This window comes from Duganella sp. Dugasp78 (assembly GCF_059491455.1).
In genome coordinates this window covers 2,894,686-2,910,308 of sequence record NZ_CP168506.1, presented here as the reverse complement: position 1 = coordinate 2,910,308, position 15,623 = coordinate 2,894,686, and the positions used below count along the sequence as shown (strand labels likewise).

The window sequence follows — 15,623 nt, the reverse complement described above, 5'->3', positions numbered from 1 at the left end:
GGTGGTCAGTTAGCGTAGATGTTGGGGAAATAGCGCTCCATCAGCGTCGCCGGCCGGGCCGGCGGCGTGAAGCCGAATTTTTCGTACAGGCCGTGCGCGTCGCCGGTCGCCAGCGTGAAGCGGCGCAGGCCCTGCAGGTCCGGGTGGCCCAGCACCGCTTCCATCAGCTGCTTGCTGTAACCCCGCCCCCTGAACTCCGGCAGCACGAACACGTCGACCAGGTTGGCGAAGGTGGCGCAGTCGGTCACCACCCGCGCAAAGCCTATCTGCCGCCCGTCCAGATAGGCGCCAAAGCACAGCGAATTGTCGATCGCCCGCTCCATCACCGCCAGCGGCATGCCGACCGCCCACGTCGACTGCTCGCTGATAAATTGATAAATCAGCGGCACGTCCAGATCCGCCTTGTTGGTGCTGATGTGCAGAGTCGTCATGATTTCGATGGCCAAAATAGTAATGTTGACATATTTTTGAGCAGCTTGCGGTTTATAATCGCTGCTGACATTAATTACCGCACACGCCTGCCCCACTATGACAGCACAACTTTCCAAAAAAAGCGAAGCCTGGTCGGCCCGTTTTAACGAACCCGTTTCGGACCTGGTCAAACGCTACACCGCCTCGGTCTTCTTCGACAAGCGCCTGGCCAAGGCCGACATCCAGGGCTCGCTGGCCCACGCCGAAATGCTGGCCGCGCAAGGCATCATCAGCGCCGCCGACCGCGCCGAGATCGAGCGCGGCATGGCGCAGATCTCCGCCGAGATCGAAGCCGGCCAGTTCGAATGGCTGCTGGACCTGGAAGACGTCCACCTGAATATCGAAAAACGCCTGACCGAGCTGGTAGGCGACGCCGGCAAGCGCCTGCACACCGGCCGCTCCCGCAACGACCAGGTGGCCACCGACATCCGCCTGTACGTGCGCTCGGCCATCGACGACGTGCTCGACCTGCTGGCCGCCCTGCGCGGCGCCCTGACCGACCTGGCCGAGAAAAACGCCGACACCATCATGCCCGGCTTCACCCACATGCAGGTGGCGCAGCCGATCACCTTCGGCCACCACATGCTGGCCTACGTCGAAATGTTCGGCCGCGACGCCGAGCGCATGGCCGACTGCCGCAAGCGCGTCAACCGCCTGCCGCTGGGCGCCGCCGCGCTGGCCGGCACCACCTTCCCGATCGACCGCGTGCGCGTGGCGCAGACGCTGGGCTTCGACGACGTCTGCCACAACTCGCTGGACGCCGTCTCGGACCGCGACTTCGCCATCGAGTTCACCGCCGCCGCCTCGCTGATCATGACCCACGTGTCGCGCATGTCCGAAGAGCTGGTGATCTGGATGAGCCCACGCGTGGGCTTCATCGACATCGCCGACCGCTTCTGCACCGGCTCGTCGATCATGCCGCAAAAGAAAAACCCGGACGTGCCGGAACTGGCGCGCGGTAAAACCGGCCGCGTGTACGGCCACCTGATGGGCCTTCTGACCCTGATGAAAGGCCAGCCGCTGGCCTACAACAAGGACAACCAGGAAGACAAGGAACCGCTGTTCGACACCGTCGACACCGTGGTCGACACGCTGCGCATTTTCGCCGACATGGCCGGCGGCATCAGCGTCAAGCCGGAGGCGATGCGCGCCGCCGCGCTGCAGGGCTACGCCACCGCGACCGACCTGGCCGACTACCTGGTCAAGAAAGGCCTGCCGTTCCGCGACGCCCACGAAGCCGTGGCCCGCGCCGTGCGCGCCTGCGACGACCTCAAGATCGACCTGTCCGAAATGTCGCTCGACCAGCTGCGCGCCTACTCCGCGCTGATCGACGACGACGTCTTCGCCGTGCTGACGCTGGAAGGCTCGGTGGCCGCGCGCGACCACGTCGGCGGCACCGCGCCCAACCAGGTGCGCAAGGCCATCGCCCGCGTGCGCGCGCAACTCGCCCAATAACCCACGTCGCTCCCGCGGAAGCGGGAGTCCATGCCGAGCATCCGCAGCCGCTCGGCATGGATTCCCGCCTGCGCGGGAATGACGGCTGCCCTGCCGACTCGGAGAGACAATATGGCGCGCCCGACGCTCACCTATCGCAAACCGCAACTGGGGCGCGACTACTGGGTCATGGACAATATCCTGCCGAACGCGCAGGAAGTGGCCCGGCGCTGCTTCGCCCGCGAGGACTGGGAGCTGGGCGCGCCGCACCGCCCCGAACCGTGGCCCGGCATGCGCAGCAAGGGCGCGCTGCTGCCGGACGAACTGGCGCAGGTGGAAGCCTGGGTCAAAAAGGTCACCGGCGCAAAAAAGCTGTGGCAGGAGGCCACGCCGCAAGGCAGCACCCTCAATCACAACTACGTGCAGCTGGTGGGCGGGATCGAATCCGGTCCGCGCCCGCACACCGATTCCTTAAAACTGTGCCGCTACGCCGCCGTGATCTACCTGTCGCCCGATCCGCTGCCGGCGGCCGGCACCTCGTTCTACCGCCTGCGCTACCCGGACGGCACCCTGGGCGGCAATTACTGCAGCCCGCCGCACGCCAACCTGCGCGAGGCGCTGGGCGTGACCAGCCTGCCGCCGCAGGCCTGGCATGAGGACCAGCGCGTCGACAACCAGTTCAACCGCATCCTGCTGTACCGCGCCAACCTGGTGCACTCGGCCAGCAGCTACTTCGGCTGCGACCACGACGACAAGCGCATGACCGCCGTGTTCTTCTGGATGGCCTGAACGCGCTTATTGCGTGACGATCTTCGACAAAACCGTGAACGCCGCGCCGGTCTGGTTCTGCTCCAGCAGGATGGTCAGCTCGGTGTAGGTGCAGATCATGTTGACCAGGTTGATCTTGTCCCAGGCCAGCTGCTTGAGGATGGCGTGATAGATGCCGGGTGTGCGGCTGGTGTCCGGATTCAGATGCAGCGTCACCGCGTTCAGGTTGTCCTGGCGCGCCAGCAGCCGCTCGCCGGCAAACACCTCCTCCACCATCGCCGTCAGCACGCGGCTGCAAATGACCATCACCTCGTTGACGCCGCGCGTGACCGTGACGAAGGAGCCGCGCATCGGCTCCGCCTTCGACAACAGCTGGCGGTGGCATTCGTTGATGCTGTCCGAATAGCGGTAGGTGTACTCGGTCAGCTCGGTGCGGGTGGTCAGCTCGCCGGTCTTCTGCGCCAGCGCGAGCGGCTGGTTGCTGGCCTGCGGCAGGCGCTCGGCCAGGCGGCGCAGCGCCATCACCACCGCCGCCTGGCCGACCGGCTTCCACATATCGCTTTCCAGCTGCGGCTGCAGCTGGCGCGCCAGCTCCGACAGGTTGATCAAATTGCGCCGCAAGCCTTCGATAAGGAAGGACGACTCCATGACGATGCGTTCTACTTTGGTAGCGATCGACAGCATACAAGCTCCCCTGTCCGCGCGCCGGCGGACAAAAACTGTACTGAATAGCAGGCGCTGGCCGCGCGACGCGCCTTGGTAGGCGTCCGGGCGGCGACGCGATCACGCTGCCGGCGCCCCGGATGGGGGCGCGGCGGCAGGCACGATGCGGCAAGCGGTGATTATTGGAGGTCGATGCTAAGTCGGTGGCGGCGCCGTGGTATGGGCGGCGCGCAGCGCGCGGGCGGAACTGACATTATGCGTTGGGTGTGCGGTCATCATTTTCTTCCTGTGGTTCCCGTTGCGCTTGTTACCAAGGGTCGTGCCCTGCGCTTTTTATAGGCCGGTCACGAACCATAATTCGAGCCGGCATCAACTAGTTTAATTCGCAATATTGGAACTTTGCAACCGCGATTTGCTGAAATTTTGGGCATAGTGTTGCGTAGCCGCCGAAAATAGAGGATGGGTTCTAGTTCGTTGCCGATATCAGACAAACCCTGCCTATCGTGCGCATTCATGCGGCTTACATCTGGTATGGCGCGTCCGGACGGACCGTTTGAGCACCGTGCGGCCGCCGCCGAAGGTGTCTCATTTCAGACATTTGTTTGCTCAGGTGACTAATTTCCAAAGTTTTTTGACTTCGTGATCGCGACAGGAATAGTGTCGCCCTACTCGCCGTTTTAGCCGCAAAAAAACGCCTGCCAGGTCAACCGCCGGTGCAGCGTCGGGAACGCCGAGGTGGCCACTATCCCGGCCAAGGCCGCACCTAGCGAAAACTCACAGACCCCATGGAGAAGAGATGAATTTACGTAAGACCCTACTTGCCGCATCCGTCGTCGCCGCACTGCCGATGATGGCCTCCAACGCAGCCCAGGCAGCGGCACAGCTGATGTCCGCCCCGGTAGCCCAGGCCTCTCCACAAGAGAGCGCAGGCCTGGTGGCCAAGCTCGCCGCGCTGGACAACCAACGCGGCCTGTCCGCCGACCATAGCTTCCGCATCGCCAGCCAGCACCCCGGCGTCGTCGGCGAGAAGATCACCCGCCTCGACCACACCTACAAAGGCCTGCGCGTGTTCGGTTCCGAATCGGTGGTGGTGACCAACAGCGCCGGCGACGTCATCAGCGAATCGGTGGCCGACCGCCGCGCCGCGCTGGGCGCCCCGGCCGCATCGAGCGGCGGCCGTTCGGCCACCGTCGCCCCGGCCGACTGGACCCCGACGCTGAGCGCCAGCGACGCCATCGCGCTGGTGGTCAAGGCTGTCGCGCCGAGCGGCACGCACCGCTGGGCGCCCAACGCCGAGCTGCTGATCTATCCGGTGATGAAATCGGTGCGCATCGCCTCGGCCCTGAACAAGTCGGAGGCGGCGCTCAACGCCATGGACCTGGAAGAAGTGGTCGACCACTATGAGCTGGCCTACTTCGTCAAGACGCGCATGGCCGACAAGGGCAAGCCGGTCTACTTCGACACCGTGGTCAACGCCAAGACCGGCGCCGTGATCGCCCAATGGAAGGCGCTGCAGACCGTGGTCGGCACCGGCAACAGCCAGTACAACGGCGTGGTGCCGATCCAGACCACACTGTCGGGCAGCACCTACAAGATGCTGGACTCCACGCGCGGCACCGGCGGCACCTACGGCGGCATGGCGATCACCGACGCCGCCCACAGCTCGGCCGACAATCCCAACGCCGGCGCCATCTACACCAACAGCACCAACACCTGGGGCGACGGCAAGCAGTACATCAACGGCGGCAGCGACACCAACGCCAACGGCCAGACCGCCGCGGTCAACGCGCTGTGGGGCCTGATGAACACCTACGACGGCCTGAAAAATGTGCTGGGCTGGCAGTCGCTGGACGGTAACAACACCGCCACCTACATCGCTGCCCACATCGACAACGCCTACGACAACGCCTTCTACGACGACGGTTGCAAGTGCATGTACATCGGCGACGGCTCCAGCTTCTACAGCCTCGGTTCGATCGACGTGATCGGCCACGAGATGTCGCACGGCGTCACCGCCTCGACCTCCAACCTGACCTACTCCGGCGAATCGGGCGGCTTGAACGAATCGAACTCGGACATCGGCGGCGAGATGATCGAGGCCTACGCCCGCAACGGCGGCACCGGCAACGTGATCCCGGCCACCGGCAACGACTGGATGATGGGCAAGGAGATCAGCAAAACCGGCCAGCCGCTGCGCTGGATGTACAAGCCGAGCAAGGACGGCAGCAGCCCGGACGCCTGGAGCACCACGCTGAAGAACCTGGACGTGCACTACACCAGCGGCCCTAACAACCGCATGTTCTACTTCCTGTCGCAAGGCTCGAACGCCAGCTCGACCAGCGACTACTACTCGAAATACCTGGTCAAGAGCCCGGCCGCCATGACCGGCATCGGCAACGACAAGGCGTTCCGCATCTGGTTCAAGGCCAACACCACCAAGTTCACCTCGTCGACCAACTACGCCGACGCCCGCACCAAGGTGCTGGCCGCCGCCACCGAGCTGTATGGCGCGGGTTCGAAGGAAGCCATCGCGGTGCAGCGCGCCTACGCGGCGATCAACGTCGGCGCCGACATCGACGAAACCGGCGCCACCGGCGGCGTGTCGATCACCACCCAGCCGTCCAACGTCAGCGTGGCTGCCGGCGCCACCGCCTCGTTCAGCGTCGGCGCGACCGGCGGAACCTCGCCGTACACCTACAAGTGGTACCGCAACGGCGCCGTCATCAGTGGCGCCACCTCGGCCACCTACTCGCTGACGGCGCAGACGGCCGACAACGGCGCAGTGTTCAACGCCGTGGTCAGCGACTCGTCGTCGCCGGTCAAGACCGCCACCTCCGGCAACGCCACGCTGACCGTCGGCTCCACCGGCGGCACCACCGAGCGCGTGACCAACGGCGGCTTCGAGTCCGGCGCCACCGGCTGGAGCGGCACCACCGGCGTGATCGGCAACTACAGCGGCCAGACCGCCTACGAAGGCACCATGTTCGCCTGGCTGGGCGGTAACGGCACCACCGCGTCCGAAACCATCACCCAGGCCGTGACCATCCCGTCGACCGCGACCTCGGCCACGCTGAACTTCGCGCTGCACATCGACACCGCTGAAACGGGCAGCACCGCCTACGACAAGCTGGTGGTGACCGTGAAGAACAGCTCCGGTTCGGTGCTGGGCACCCTGGCCACGTATTCGAATGTGAACGCGGCCAGCGGCTACCAGGTGCGCACCTTCAACATGCTCGCGTACAAAGGCCAGACCGTCACGCTGTCGTTCGCAATGAACGAGGACTCGTCGCTGCAAACGTCGTTCGTGGTGGACAAGGTCAGCCTGATCACCCAGTAAGGAGTGTGTAGACAGTCCCGCCTGACCCGACGGGGCTGTATTTGCCGGGGCGGCAGCCCATCGCCGCCTCGTTTTTTTTCGGTTGAGTGTTTAAGGCAGTACGCATGCAATGCAGTTCCATCTCCAAGTGCAGGGTGGGCCATCCGGCCCGCAAACCATAGCGATCGACGCCGCCAGCGAGGCTGACGCGATCCGCCAGGCGGCGCGCAACGGCTGGCGCGTGCTGGCCATCGGCAGTACCGGATCCACGGGTGCGGGGGCGCGCGCGCCCGCGCGCCTGAGCAAGCAGCCCTTCCCGCTGCTGCAATTCAGCCAGGAGCTACTGGCCCTGCTGGAAGCGGGCCTGAACCTGGGCGAAGCCATCGCCACCTTGCTCAACAAGGAAACCCGCGGCGGCGCGCGCGCCACCCTGGCCGCCATCCAGCGCTCGCTGCAACAGGGGAAAAGCTTCTCCGACACCCTGGCCGACTTCCCGGCCGTCTTCCCCGAACTGTATGTCGCCACCGTGCACGCGGCCGAGCGTTCCGGCAACCTGCCGGAGGCGCTGGCGCGCTTCGTCGGCTACCAGCTGCAGTTCGACGCCATCCGCAAGAAGCTGGTCTCGGCCGCGATCTACCCGACCATGCTGCTGGTGGTCGGCACACTGGTCACGCTGTTCCTGATGGGTTATGTGGTGCCGAAGTTCAGCGTGGTGTACGAAGGTTCGGGCCGCGAAATCCCATGGGCCTCGCAAATGCTGCTGTCGTTCGGCCAGACGCTGGCCGCGCATCCGTGGCTGAGCGCCGGCACGCTGGGCGGCGTGGTGCTGGGGGTGGCGTTCGGCCTCAGTAACGCCACCATGCGCCGCAAGCTGGCGCTGGCGGTGCTGCGCCTGCCGGTGCTGTCGGCCAAGGCCGCCGAGTTCCGCCTGGCGCGCTTCTACCGCGCGCTGTCGCTGCTGCTGCACGCCGGCATACCGCTGTCGAAGGCGCTGGCGATGAGCACCGCCATGCTGCTGCCGGAGCAGCAGGTGCAGCTGGTGCAGACGCGCCGCGCGGTGGAACAGGGGCTGCCGTTTTCCACCGCGCTGGAACAGAACGCGCTGGCCACGCCGGTGGCGCAGTCGCTGCTCAAGGTCGGCGAGAACACCGGCCGCCTGGGCGACATGCTGGAACGCTCGGCCAAGTTCCACGACGAGGAATTCGCGCGCTGGGTGGACTGGGCCTCGCGCCTGCTGGAACCTGTCTTGATGACGCTGATCGGCGTGGTGATCGGCGGCGTTGTCGTATTGATGTACATGCCGATCTTCGAATTGGCCGGGAGTCTGTCATGAACGCACGCGAACCGGCTGTCCTCAGCCCAGAGATGCTGCACAGCGCGCGCGCCGCCGCGATGGCGCAGGGCCGCCCGACGATGGCGGTGCTGCAGGAAGCCTGCGGCCTGACGCCGGAGGAACTGACCCGCCAGCTGGCCACCCTGTTCTGCTATCCGGCCTGGCCGATGAGCAGGCTGCAGGCCGCGTTGCCGGCCTTCGACCTGCTGTCCTACACCGACTGCGCGCAGCGCGATTGCGTGCTGCTGCGCGACGAGGAAATGTCGCCGGTGCTCGTCATCGGCAATCCCTTCGCCGAGGACACCCTGCAATGGGCCGGCTACGCCATCGGCTGCGCCTACAGCGTGGCGCTGGCCCATTCCGACGATCTGGCAGCCTACCTGGTGCAGCAGGAAAGCGTGCAGCAGGCCATGCAGGACATGATGGAAGACGGCAGCCACGGCGAGATGGCGGACCTGGACCAGACCATCGAGGACATCTCGCTGATCCGCATCAGCGAGGACAGCAGCCCGGTGGTCAAGCTGGTCAACTCCACCATCTACGACGCGCTGAAGTTCCAGGCCAGCGACATCCACCTCGAATGCGACGCCGCCAGCCTGGTCATCAAGTACCGCGTGGACGGCGTGCTGGTGCAGGCCGGCACGGTGCTGGGCCTGCAGATGGCCGAGCAGATCATCTCCCGCATCAAGGTACTGGCGGAGCTGGACATCGCCGAGCGCCGCGTGCCGCAGGACGGCCGCTTCAAGGTGCGCGTCAAGGGCAGCGAGATCGACTTCCGCGTCTCCATCATGCCCAACATCTTCGGCGAGGACGCGGTGCTGCGCCTGCTGGATCGGCGCGCGCTGACCGAGGCCGCCGCCGCCCTGCGGCTGGAAAGCTTGGGCCTGAACGACGACGCCATCGTGCAGATCCGCCGGCTGGCCGCCAAGCCGCACGGCATGCTGCTGGTGACCGGGCCGACCGGCTCCGGCAAGACCACCACGCTGTACGCCGCCATCACCGAGATCAACACGGGCCGCGACAAGATCGTCACCATCGAAGACCCGGTGGAGTACCGGCTGCCGCGCGTGCTGCAGATTCCCGTCAACGAGAAAAAGGGCCTGACCTTCGCGCGCGGCCTGCGCTCCATCCTGCGCCACGACCCGGACAAGATCATGATCGGCGAAATCCGCGACGACGAGACCGCGCAGATCGCGGTGCAGGCCTCGCTGACCGGCCACTTGGTGTTCACCACCGTCCACGCCAACAACGTGTTCGACGTGGTCGGCCGCTTCCTGCACATGGGCGTGGACCCGTACAGCTTCGCGGCGGCGCTCAACGGCATCGTCGCCCAGCGGCTGCTGCGCCTGAACTGCGAGCACTGCGCGGTGGACGTGGCGCCCGATCCGCAGGACCTGATCGACAGCGGCCTGGCCGCCGACGCCGTGCGCGACTGGCGCTTCAAGGCCGGCAGCGGCTGCGGCCATTGCCGCGGCACCGGCTACAAGGGCCGCAAGGCCGTGGCCGAAGTGCTGATACTGAACGACGCCATGCGCGAGATGATCTGCACCCGCGCCCCGGTCAGCCGCATGAAGGAGGAAGCGGCGACCATGGGCTTCCGGCTGGCGCGCAGCGCCGGGCTGGATCTGGTGCGGCAGGGAGAAACGACTTTACTGGAGCTGAACCGTGTCACTTATTGAACGTCTTGCCCTGCCCCTGCTGGCGCAGCGCCGCCTGCGCGTTCTGCTCGCGCCGCAGCAGCTGTTGTGCGTGATACGCAACGGCAGGCGGCTGGTGGAAGGCAGCGCGCAGCAAATCGCGGTCAACGGCGCCGGCGGCCACTGGCAGGCCGGCATCGATGCGCTGCGCGCGCTGTTGCAGCAGCCGGATATCGCGGCGGCCAGGCTGCCGCTGGAGATCAGCCTGTCGGGCCGCTGGAGCCAGCTGGTGCTGGCGCCGTGGAGCGACGCGCTGCTGTCCGAACCATCCGCCAGCCGCTTCCTGCAAACGCAGTTGGCGGCCCTGTACGGCGACAACGCGCGCGGCTGGAGCGTGGTCGGCGACGACGCGCCTTACGGCCATACACGCCTGGTCTGCGGCGTCGACAGCACGCTGCTGCAAGCGTTGAAGGATGTGGCCAGCGAATGCGGCCACGCCTGCCGCGCGATCGAACCGCTGCTGGGCACCGCCCTGCGCGCGCAGGAGCCGGCGCAACCGACGCGGCTACGCAAGGGCGCGGCAGCCACCACCGGAGCGCTGGCGCTGATCGAGCCTGGCCGCATCACCATGGCGGCGCTGCGCGACCAGCGCATCTTCGCCATCCAGTCGCAACCGGCCAGCGAGGCATGGCGGCTCGAACTGCCGCAAGCCTGGCAGCGCTGGACCCTGCGCGCGCCGGAACTGGCCGGCATCGAGCAGGTGGCCGTCACGGACCTGAGCGCGCTGCCGCCGACGGTTGCAGCCACGCCATCCACCGCCGCGCTGCATCTGGTGCCCGGCGCTCTACCCTCACGCTTCCACCTGACCACCAATCCGTTCGGCGACCAGGCCACCGTGGGCGCGACCGCAACGCGACAACCATCGCCCGTAGCAGCGCCGGAGGTGGCGGCATGACACGCCTGAACTTCCTGCCGCGCGCCGCGCAGCCGACCGGCTGGCGCCTTGCCCTGTTGGCTGTCGGCCTGCTGATGCTGCTGCCCGCCGCCGGCAACTGGATCTCGCAGCTGCAAACCGTCAAACGGCTGGAGGCCCGGCTGGAAGCACAATCGGCCGCCGCACAACCCGCGCGCTTGACGCGCCCCGCGCTGGCCCCCGCCCAGCAGCATGAGCTGGATCTGCAGGTCAAGGCGGTGGCCGAAGCGGTTCGTCAGCTCAACCTGCCGGTGACGCGGCTGATCAAGGCCATCGTCGCACCGGCCGACGTACGGGTGGCGCTGCTGGCACTGGACCTCAACGGCCAGCCGCCGCAGGACGGTGCCGACACCGCCGTCCCTTCCGGCGCGCTGAAGATCGCCGCCGAAGCGGAAACCGCGCAAGACATGATCAACTACCTGGCCTTCCTCAACCAGCAGCCGATGTTCCGCTCCGTGTACCTGGTCAAGCACGAGATGGCGGCCGGCGCCGGCGAACGGCCCTATCACTTTCAGCTGGAGGCCCAATGGCGCCAATGAAATCCGGCGCGCTGCCCAAGTTGAAGCTCGCGCCCAACCTCGCGCCGCGGCTGGCGTGGCAAGCGCGCCGCCTGTTGCGCCAGGCCGGTCCCGGAGCGGTGGCGGGCATCGCCTGCGCGCTGCTGGCCATGTTGGCGCAATGGCAGGCGACGCAACTCGACCAGCGCCAGGCCGCGTTGACGCGGCAGTTCAGCGCCGCCGCCCGCGCCGCCGCCATGCCGCACACGCCAGCGCCAACGGCAGCCGGCGGGGTCGCGGCTTTCTACGCCTACCTGCCCGCCCACGACGCCATCCCCGACCAGCTCAAGGAAATGGTGAAGGTGGCGCAGCAAAGCGGCATAACGCTGAATAAAGCGGACTACAAGCCTGAGCTGGACGCCAAGGCCGGCTTCCTGCGCTACCGCATCACGCTGCCGGTCAAGGCGGACTATGCGAGCGTGCAGACCTTCATCATCGGCGCGCTGCAAGCGCTGCCTACGCTGACGCTCGACTCGGTCGCCTTCAAGCGCGAGCAGATCGAGTCCGGCGAAATCGAGGCACGCATCCAGTTTGTGCTGCTGGTGCGGCAGGAGGCGCGGCGATGAGGAAAATCGTGATCGGCGCCGCCGCTGTCGCCACGCTGCTGGCCGCGTGGTTCGCGCCCGACCAGGACGGCGGCGTAGTCGGCCCCGCAGCCGCCACCACGCGCGACGTAGCGCCGGCCGCCGCCGTGCCGGTGTCAGCGCCCGTGGCCGTGGCCGCGCCGCCGGCCGACGCCGCCGGTGCGGACAGCATCGACCTGCAAATCCACCCGCGCGTCGCCGACGACGAGATGGGCAATGTCTTCGCCAAGCAAAGCTGGGCACCGGAGACGCCGAAGAAAATCATGATGGATCAAATGCAGGCGCAGCAAGCGGCGCAACAGGCCAGCGCGACATCCGGCCCGCCGGCCCTGCCCTTCCAGTTCATGGGCCGCTTCACGGACGAAGGCAAGACCGCCTACTTCCTGCAGGTCGACGGCCAGAACGTCGTCGCCCGTCCCGGCGAAAAAGTCAACGACAGCTACCTGCTCGACAGCGTCAGCGGCAACACGATGAACTTCATCTACCTGCCGCTCAACCAGAAACAAACCTTAGTCGTAGGGGACACCAATTGAAACCGACCGCCCACCGCCTGCACATCCTGGCCGTCACGCTGCTAATGAGCGCCTGCGCCGGCAGCCAGACCTTCAAGGAAGGCAATGCCCTGCTGGACGCAGGCCAGATCGATCAGGGCCTGGCCAAGCTAGAACAGGCTTCACGCGACGATCCGCACAACGCCGAATACCGCATCGTGCTGTTGAACCGCCGGCTCAAACTGGTCAACGCCATGAACAGCCAGGGCGACATGCTGCGCGCGAAAGGCCTGGCCGCAGAAGCGGGCGCGATGTACGAGCGCGCACTGGCGCTGGACCCAGCCAACCAGGTGGCGCGCCAGGGCAAGGCCGCTCTGGAGCAGGACCAACGCCAGCAAAAAATCACGGGTGAAGTGGAAGCGCTGGTCCAGCGCGGTGGCGACACCAACCTGGCGCAGGCGCAGGAACTGCTGCGGCCATTGCTGGTGGAACGTCCGAACCAGCGAGATCTGCTGCGCCTCAAGACCTTGGTCAGCGACGCCCAGACCCGCCTGCGCCCCGCCAGCGGGCGGCTGGCCATGGCCTACCGCAAGCCGGTCACGCTGGAGTTCCGCGACGCCCCCCTGCGCGCGGTGTTCGATTTCATCAGCAAGGTATCGGGCCTGAACTTCGTGTTCGACCGCGACGTCGATCCCAACCTGCGCGCCACCATCTCGGTGCGCGACACCAGCATCGAGGAGGCCATCGGCATGCTGTTGAGCGCCAACCAGCTGGAACAAAGCATCACCGGCGACCGCTCGATCACCATCTACCCCAACAATCCGCAGAAGCAGAAGGACTACCAGCAGCTGCTGGTGCGCAGCTTCTTCCTGGCGAATTCCGACGTGAAGACGGTGGCGTTCTCGCTCAAGACGTTGCTGAAGGCGCGCGACATCGTCACCGATGAACGCATCGGCACCATCATCATGCGCGACACGCCGGAGATGATACGCATGGCCGAACGCATCATCGCCGTGCAGGACGTGGCCGACCCCGAAGTGATGCTGGAAGTGGAAGTGCTGGAAGTGAAGCGCTCGCGCATCCAGGAGCTGGGCGTGCGCTGGCCCGACACCGTCGGCCTGACCCTGCTGGGCAGCGGCCAGTACGGCGCGCTCAACGTGGGCGACCTGCGCAAGATCAACGGCGGCACCATCGGCCTTGGCTTCGGCACCGTCACCATCAACGCCAACAAGAACGACACCGACAGCAATATCCTGGCCAATCCGCGCATCCGCGTGCGCAACAAGGACAAGGCCAAGGTGCTGATCGGCGACCGCGTGCCGGTCATCACCGTCACCACCAACAACGGCGTCAGCTCGGACAGCGTGAACTACGTGGACGTGGGCCTGAAGCTGGACGTGGAACCCAACGTCTACCTGGACGACGAAGTGGCGATCAAGATCAACCTGGAGGTCAGCAGCGTGGTCAAGGAGATCGTCAGCAAATCCGGCACCCAGGCCTACCAGATCGGCACCCGCAGCGCGGCCACCGTGCTGCGCCTGAAGGATGGCGAGACGCAGGTGCTGGCGGGCCTGATCAGCGACGAGGACCGCACCACAGCCAACAAGGTGCCCGGCGTTGGCGAGCTGCCGGTGCTGAGCCGTTTGTTCGGTACACAGAAAGACGATTCGACCCGCAGCGAGATCGTGCTGTCGATCACGCCGCGCGTGCTGCGCTCCATCCGCCGGCCGGAATTGTCGGCGGCGGAGTTCAACTCCGGCACCGAATCCGATATCGGCGGCCGCAGCCAGCTTGGGACCACGCTAGCCTCCGTGCCCGATACGGCGGCGGACATGGCGCCCACACAGCGCGACGCCGCGCCGGCCCTGGCGCCGGCCGGCTCCTCAATGAGCGGAACATCCGTGAGCGGGACATCCGGCATGACCGGGGGCGACATCCCGCCGGTACCGCCGGCCAAACCTGAACCGGTCAATCCCGTACCCTACACGCCGCCGAAGAAGGGCCAATAGCCATGCTGCGCAAGGCTCAACGCGGCTTCACCTTCATCGAGTTGATGATTACGCTGTCCATCCTCGCCACGCTGGCGATGGTGGCGGCGCCGATGGCGCAGGTGGCGCTGCAGCGCGAAAAGGAGCACCAGCTGCGCGCCGCGCTGATCGAGATCCGCGAAGCCATCGACGCCTACAAGCGCGCCGCCGACAACGGCCGCATCAAGCTGGCGATGGGCGAATCCGGCTATCCGAAAAAGCTGGAGGACCTGGTCACCGGCGTGCCGGACCAGCGCAGCCCGCGCAAGCAGAACATGTACTTCCTGCGCCGCATACCGCGCGATCCGTTCGCGCCGCCGGACGCCAACGGCAACGGCTTCGCCAGCAACGCCGCAAGTGGCGGCTGGGCGGTGCGCTCCTACGCCTCGCCGCCGGACAACCCGTCCGAAGGCGAGGACATATTCGACGTCAGCTCCCGCTCCGCCGTCATGGGGCTGAACGGCATCCCCCTCAAACAATGGTGACGCCATGAAGCGCAGAGGTTTCACGCTGGTCGAACTGCTGGTGGTGTTGGCGATCATCTCGCTGCTGCTCACCATCGCGCTGCCGCGTTATTTCAGCTCGGTCGACAAATCGAAGGAAGTGGCGCTGAAGGAGAACCTGCAAGTGCTCCGCAGCGGCATCGACAAATACTATGCCGACCGGGGCGAGTATCCCGCGGCGCTGGCGGACCTCGTCACGCAGCGCTACTTCCGCAAGGTGCCGATGGATCCGGTGACGGAATCGGCCACCACCTGGCAGCTGCTGCCCTCCGCAGATGCTGAAAAACCCGGCGTGGCCGACATCCGCAGCGGCGCCAAAGGAAAGACCCGTGATGGCATACCGTTCGAGCAGCTCTAGGCGGCAGCGCGGCTTCGCCTATCTGTGGACGCTGATGCTGGTGGCCTTCATAGGAGTCGGCCTGACCATCGCCGCCGACCTGTACGCGACCGCCATGCGGCGTGACAAGGAGCGCGAGCTGCTGTTCATCGGCCACGAGTTCCGCCACGCACTGGAGGCCTACAACAAGGCCAATGGCGCCGGCCAGTATCCACTGACACTGGATGAACTGCTGAAGGACCCGCGCTTCCCCAACGCCAAACGCCACTTGCGCCGCCTGTACAACGATCCGATCACCGGCAAGCCCGATTGGGCGCTGGTGCTGCAGCAGGGCCGCATCGTCGGCATCCGCTCGACCTCCAACCTGCGCCCTCTGAAACAAGAGAACTTCGACGACGACGACGCCGGCCTGGCCCAAAAGCCGCGCTACGCCGACTGGATATTCGCCTATCCGTATGACCTGTTCATCGTGCCGCAGAATGCGGAAGCCAAACGCTGACTTGTTGATCTTGGACAGAACCTCCCGCCC

At 66.2% G+C, this 15,623-nt stretch carries 15 protein-coding genes; 13 read left to right on the top strand and 2 right to left on the bottom strand.

What is annotated here, in order from left to right; translation table 11 throughout:
- Window positions 1-5: 5 nt before the first annotated feature.
- On the bottom strand, window positions 6-431 hold the full coding sequence (locus tag ACEN9O_RS12925; protein WP_495617933.1) for a GNAT family N-acetyltransferase: 426 nt from the start codon (window positions 429-431) through the stop codon (window positions 6-8).
- Between the two features lie 97 nt (window positions 432-528).
- On the opposite strand from ACEN9O_RS12925, the gene argH reads away from it, so the two are divergent.
- Complete coding sequence (gene argH, locus ACEN9O_RS12920; RefSeq protein ID WP_495617932.1) at window positions 529-1,926, top strand: argininosuccinate lyase; 1,398 nt, start codon at window positions 529-531, stop codon at window positions 1,924-1,926.
- Window positions 1,927-2,037: 111 nt separating this feature from the next.
- Window positions 2,038-2,694 carry a DUF6445 family protein gene (locus tag ACEN9O_RS12915; protein WP_495617931.1) on the top strand — a complete coding sequence of 219 codons (657 nt, stop codon included), beginning with the start codon at window positions 2,038-2,040 and terminating at the stop codon, window positions 2,692-2,694.
- Between the two features lie 6 nt (window positions 2,695-2,700).
- On the opposite strand, the gene ACEN9O_RS12910 is transcribed toward ACEN9O_RS12915, so the two are convergent.
- On the bottom strand, window positions 2,701-3,357 hold the full coding sequence (locus ACEN9O_RS12910) for a hypothetical protein (RefSeq protein ID WP_495617930.1): 657 nt from the start codon (window positions 3,355-3,357) through the stop codon (window positions 2,701-2,703).
- A 775-nt stretch (window positions 3,358-4,132) separates the two neighbouring features.
- Between ACEN9O_RS12910 and ACEN9O_RS12905 the strand changes: the two genes are divergently transcribed.
- The 11 genes from ACEN9O_RS12905 to ACEN9O_RS12855 all read left to right on the top strand — a co-directional run bounded on the left by ACEN9O_RS12905 (window position 4,133) and on the right by ACEN9O_RS12855 (window position 15,593).
- On the top strand, window positions 4,133-6,673 hold the full coding sequence (locus ACEN9O_RS12905) for a M4 family metallopeptidase (RefSeq protein ID WP_495617929.1): 2,541 nt from the start codon (window positions 4,133-4,135) through the stop codon (window positions 6,671-6,673).
- Between the two features lie 109 nt (window positions 6,674-6,782).
- Window positions 6,783-7,985: a type II secretion system F family protein gene (locus ACEN9O_RS12900; RefSeq protein WP_495617928.1), complete on the top strand. Its 1,203-nt coding sequence runs from the start codon at window positions 6,783-6,785 to the stop codon at window positions 7,983-7,985.
- On the top strand, window positions 7,982-9,664 hold the full coding sequence (locus ACEN9O_RS12895; RefSeq protein ID WP_495617927.1) for a GspE/PulE family protein: 1,683 nt from the start codon (window positions 7,982-7,984) through the stop codon (window positions 9,662-9,664). The genes ACEN9O_RS12900 and ACEN9O_RS12895 overlap by 4 nt, the downstream gene beginning before the upstream one ends.
- Window positions 9,651-10,577, top strand: a complete 927-nt coding sequence (locus ACEN9O_RS12890; RefSeq protein ID WP_495617926.1) for a hypothetical protein — start codon at window positions 9,651-9,653, stop codon at window positions 10,575-10,577. Before ACEN9O_RS12895 ends, ACEN9O_RS12890 begins: the two co-directional genes overlap by 14 nt.
- Window positions 10,574-11,134 (top strand): hypothetical protein, encoded by a 561-nt coding sequence (locus ACEN9O_RS12885; protein ID WP_495617925.1) that lies wholly within the window; start codon window positions 10,574-10,576, stop codon window positions 11,132-11,134. Before ACEN9O_RS12890 ends, ACEN9O_RS12885 begins: the two co-directional genes overlap by 4 nt.
- Window positions 11,122-11,718, top strand: a complete 597-nt coding sequence (locus tag ACEN9O_RS12880) for a hypothetical protein (protein ID WP_495617924.1) — start codon at window positions 11,122-11,124, stop codon at window positions 11,716-11,718. The genes ACEN9O_RS12885 and ACEN9O_RS12880 overlap by 13 nt, the downstream gene beginning before the upstream one ends.
- Entirely contained in the window at window positions 11,715-12,269 is a 555-nt protein-coding gene (locus ACEN9O_RS12875; protein WP_495617923.1) for a hypothetical protein, read from the top strand. The genes ACEN9O_RS12880 and ACEN9O_RS12875 overlap by 4 nt, the downstream gene beginning before the upstream one ends.
- Window positions 12,266-14,236, top strand: a complete 1,971-nt coding sequence (locus ACEN9O_RS12870; protein WP_495617922.1) for a secretin GspD/PilQ domain-containing protein — start codon at window positions 12,266-12,268, stop codon at window positions 14,234-14,236. The genes ACEN9O_RS12875 and ACEN9O_RS12870 overlap by 4 nt, the downstream gene beginning before the upstream one ends.
- A gap of 2 nt (window positions 14,237-14,238) precedes the next feature.
- Window positions 14,239-14,739: a type II secretion system protein gene (locus tag ACEN9O_RS12865; protein ID WP_495617921.1), complete on the top strand. Its 501-nt coding sequence runs from the start codon at window positions 14,239-14,241 to the stop codon at window positions 14,737-14,739.
- A gap of 4 nt (window positions 14,740-14,743) precedes the next feature.
- Window positions 14,744-15,115 carry a type II secretion system protein gene (locus tag ACEN9O_RS12860; RefSeq protein WP_495617920.1) on the top strand — a complete coding sequence of 124 codons (372 nt, stop codon included), beginning with the start codon at window positions 14,744-14,746 and terminating at the stop codon, window positions 15,113-15,115.
- On the top strand, window positions 15,090-15,593 hold the full coding sequence (locus ACEN9O_RS12855) for a type II secretion system protein (protein WP_495617919.1): 504 nt from the start codon (window positions 15,090-15,092) through the stop codon (window positions 15,591-15,593). The genes ACEN9O_RS12860 and ACEN9O_RS12855 overlap by 26 nt, the downstream gene beginning before the upstream one ends.
- The last annotated feature ends 30 nt before the right edge of the window (window positions 15,594-15,623 follow it).

Bases quoted from the DNA above. Each gene is read 5' to 3' on its own strand.
- ACEN9O_RS12925 (WP_495617933.1), bottom strand. From the start codon at position 431: ATGACGACTCTGCACATCAGCACCAACAAGGCGGATCTGGACGTGCCG.
- argH (WP_495617932.1), top strand. From the start codon at position 529: ATGACAGCACAACTTTCCAAAAAAAGCGAAGCCTGGTCGGCCCGTTTT.
- ACEN9O_RS12915 (WP_495617931.1), top strand. From the start codon at position 2,038: ATGGCGCGCCCGACGCTCACCTATCGCAAACCGCAACTGGGGCGCGAC.
- ACEN9O_RS12910 (WP_495617930.1), bottom strand. From the start codon at position 3,357: ATGCTGTCGATCGCTACCAAAGTAGAACGCATCGTCATGGAGTCGTCC.
- ACEN9O_RS12905 (WP_495617929.1), top strand. From the start codon at position 4,133: ATGAATTTACGTAAGACCCTACTTGCCGCATCCGTCGTCGCCGCACTG.
- ACEN9O_RS12900 (WP_495617928.1), top strand. From the start codon at position 6,783: ATGCAGTTCCATCTCCAAGTGCAGGGTGGGCCATCCGGCCCGCAAACC.
- ACEN9O_RS12895 (WP_495617927.1), top strand. From the start codon at position 7,982: ATGAACGCACGCGAACCGGCTGTCCTCAGCCCAGAGATGCTGCACAGC.
- ACEN9O_RS12885 (WP_495617925.1), top strand. From the start codon at position 10,574: ATGACACGCCTGAACTTCCTGCCGCGCGCCGCGCAGCCGACCGGCTGG.
- ACEN9O_RS12880 (WP_495617924.1), top strand. From the start codon at position 11,122: ATGGCGCCAATGAAATCCGGCGCGCTGCCCAAGTTGAAGCTCGCGCCC.
- ACEN9O_RS12875 (WP_495617923.1), top strand. From the start codon at position 11,715: ATGAGGAAAATCGTGATCGGCGCCGCCGCTGTCGCCACGCTGCTGGCC.
- ACEN9O_RS12865 (WP_495617921.1), top strand. From the start codon at position 14,239: ATGCTGCGCAAGGCTCAACGCGGCTTCACCTTCATCGAGTTGATGATT.
- ACEN9O_RS12860 (WP_495617920.1), top strand. From the start codon at position 14,744: ATGAAGCGCAGAGGTTTCACGCTGGTCGAACTGCTGGTGGTGTTGGCG.
- ACEN9O_RS12855 (WP_495617919.1), top strand. From the start codon at position 15,090: ATGGCATACCGTTCGAGCAGCTCTAGGCGGCAGCGCGGCTTCGCCTAT.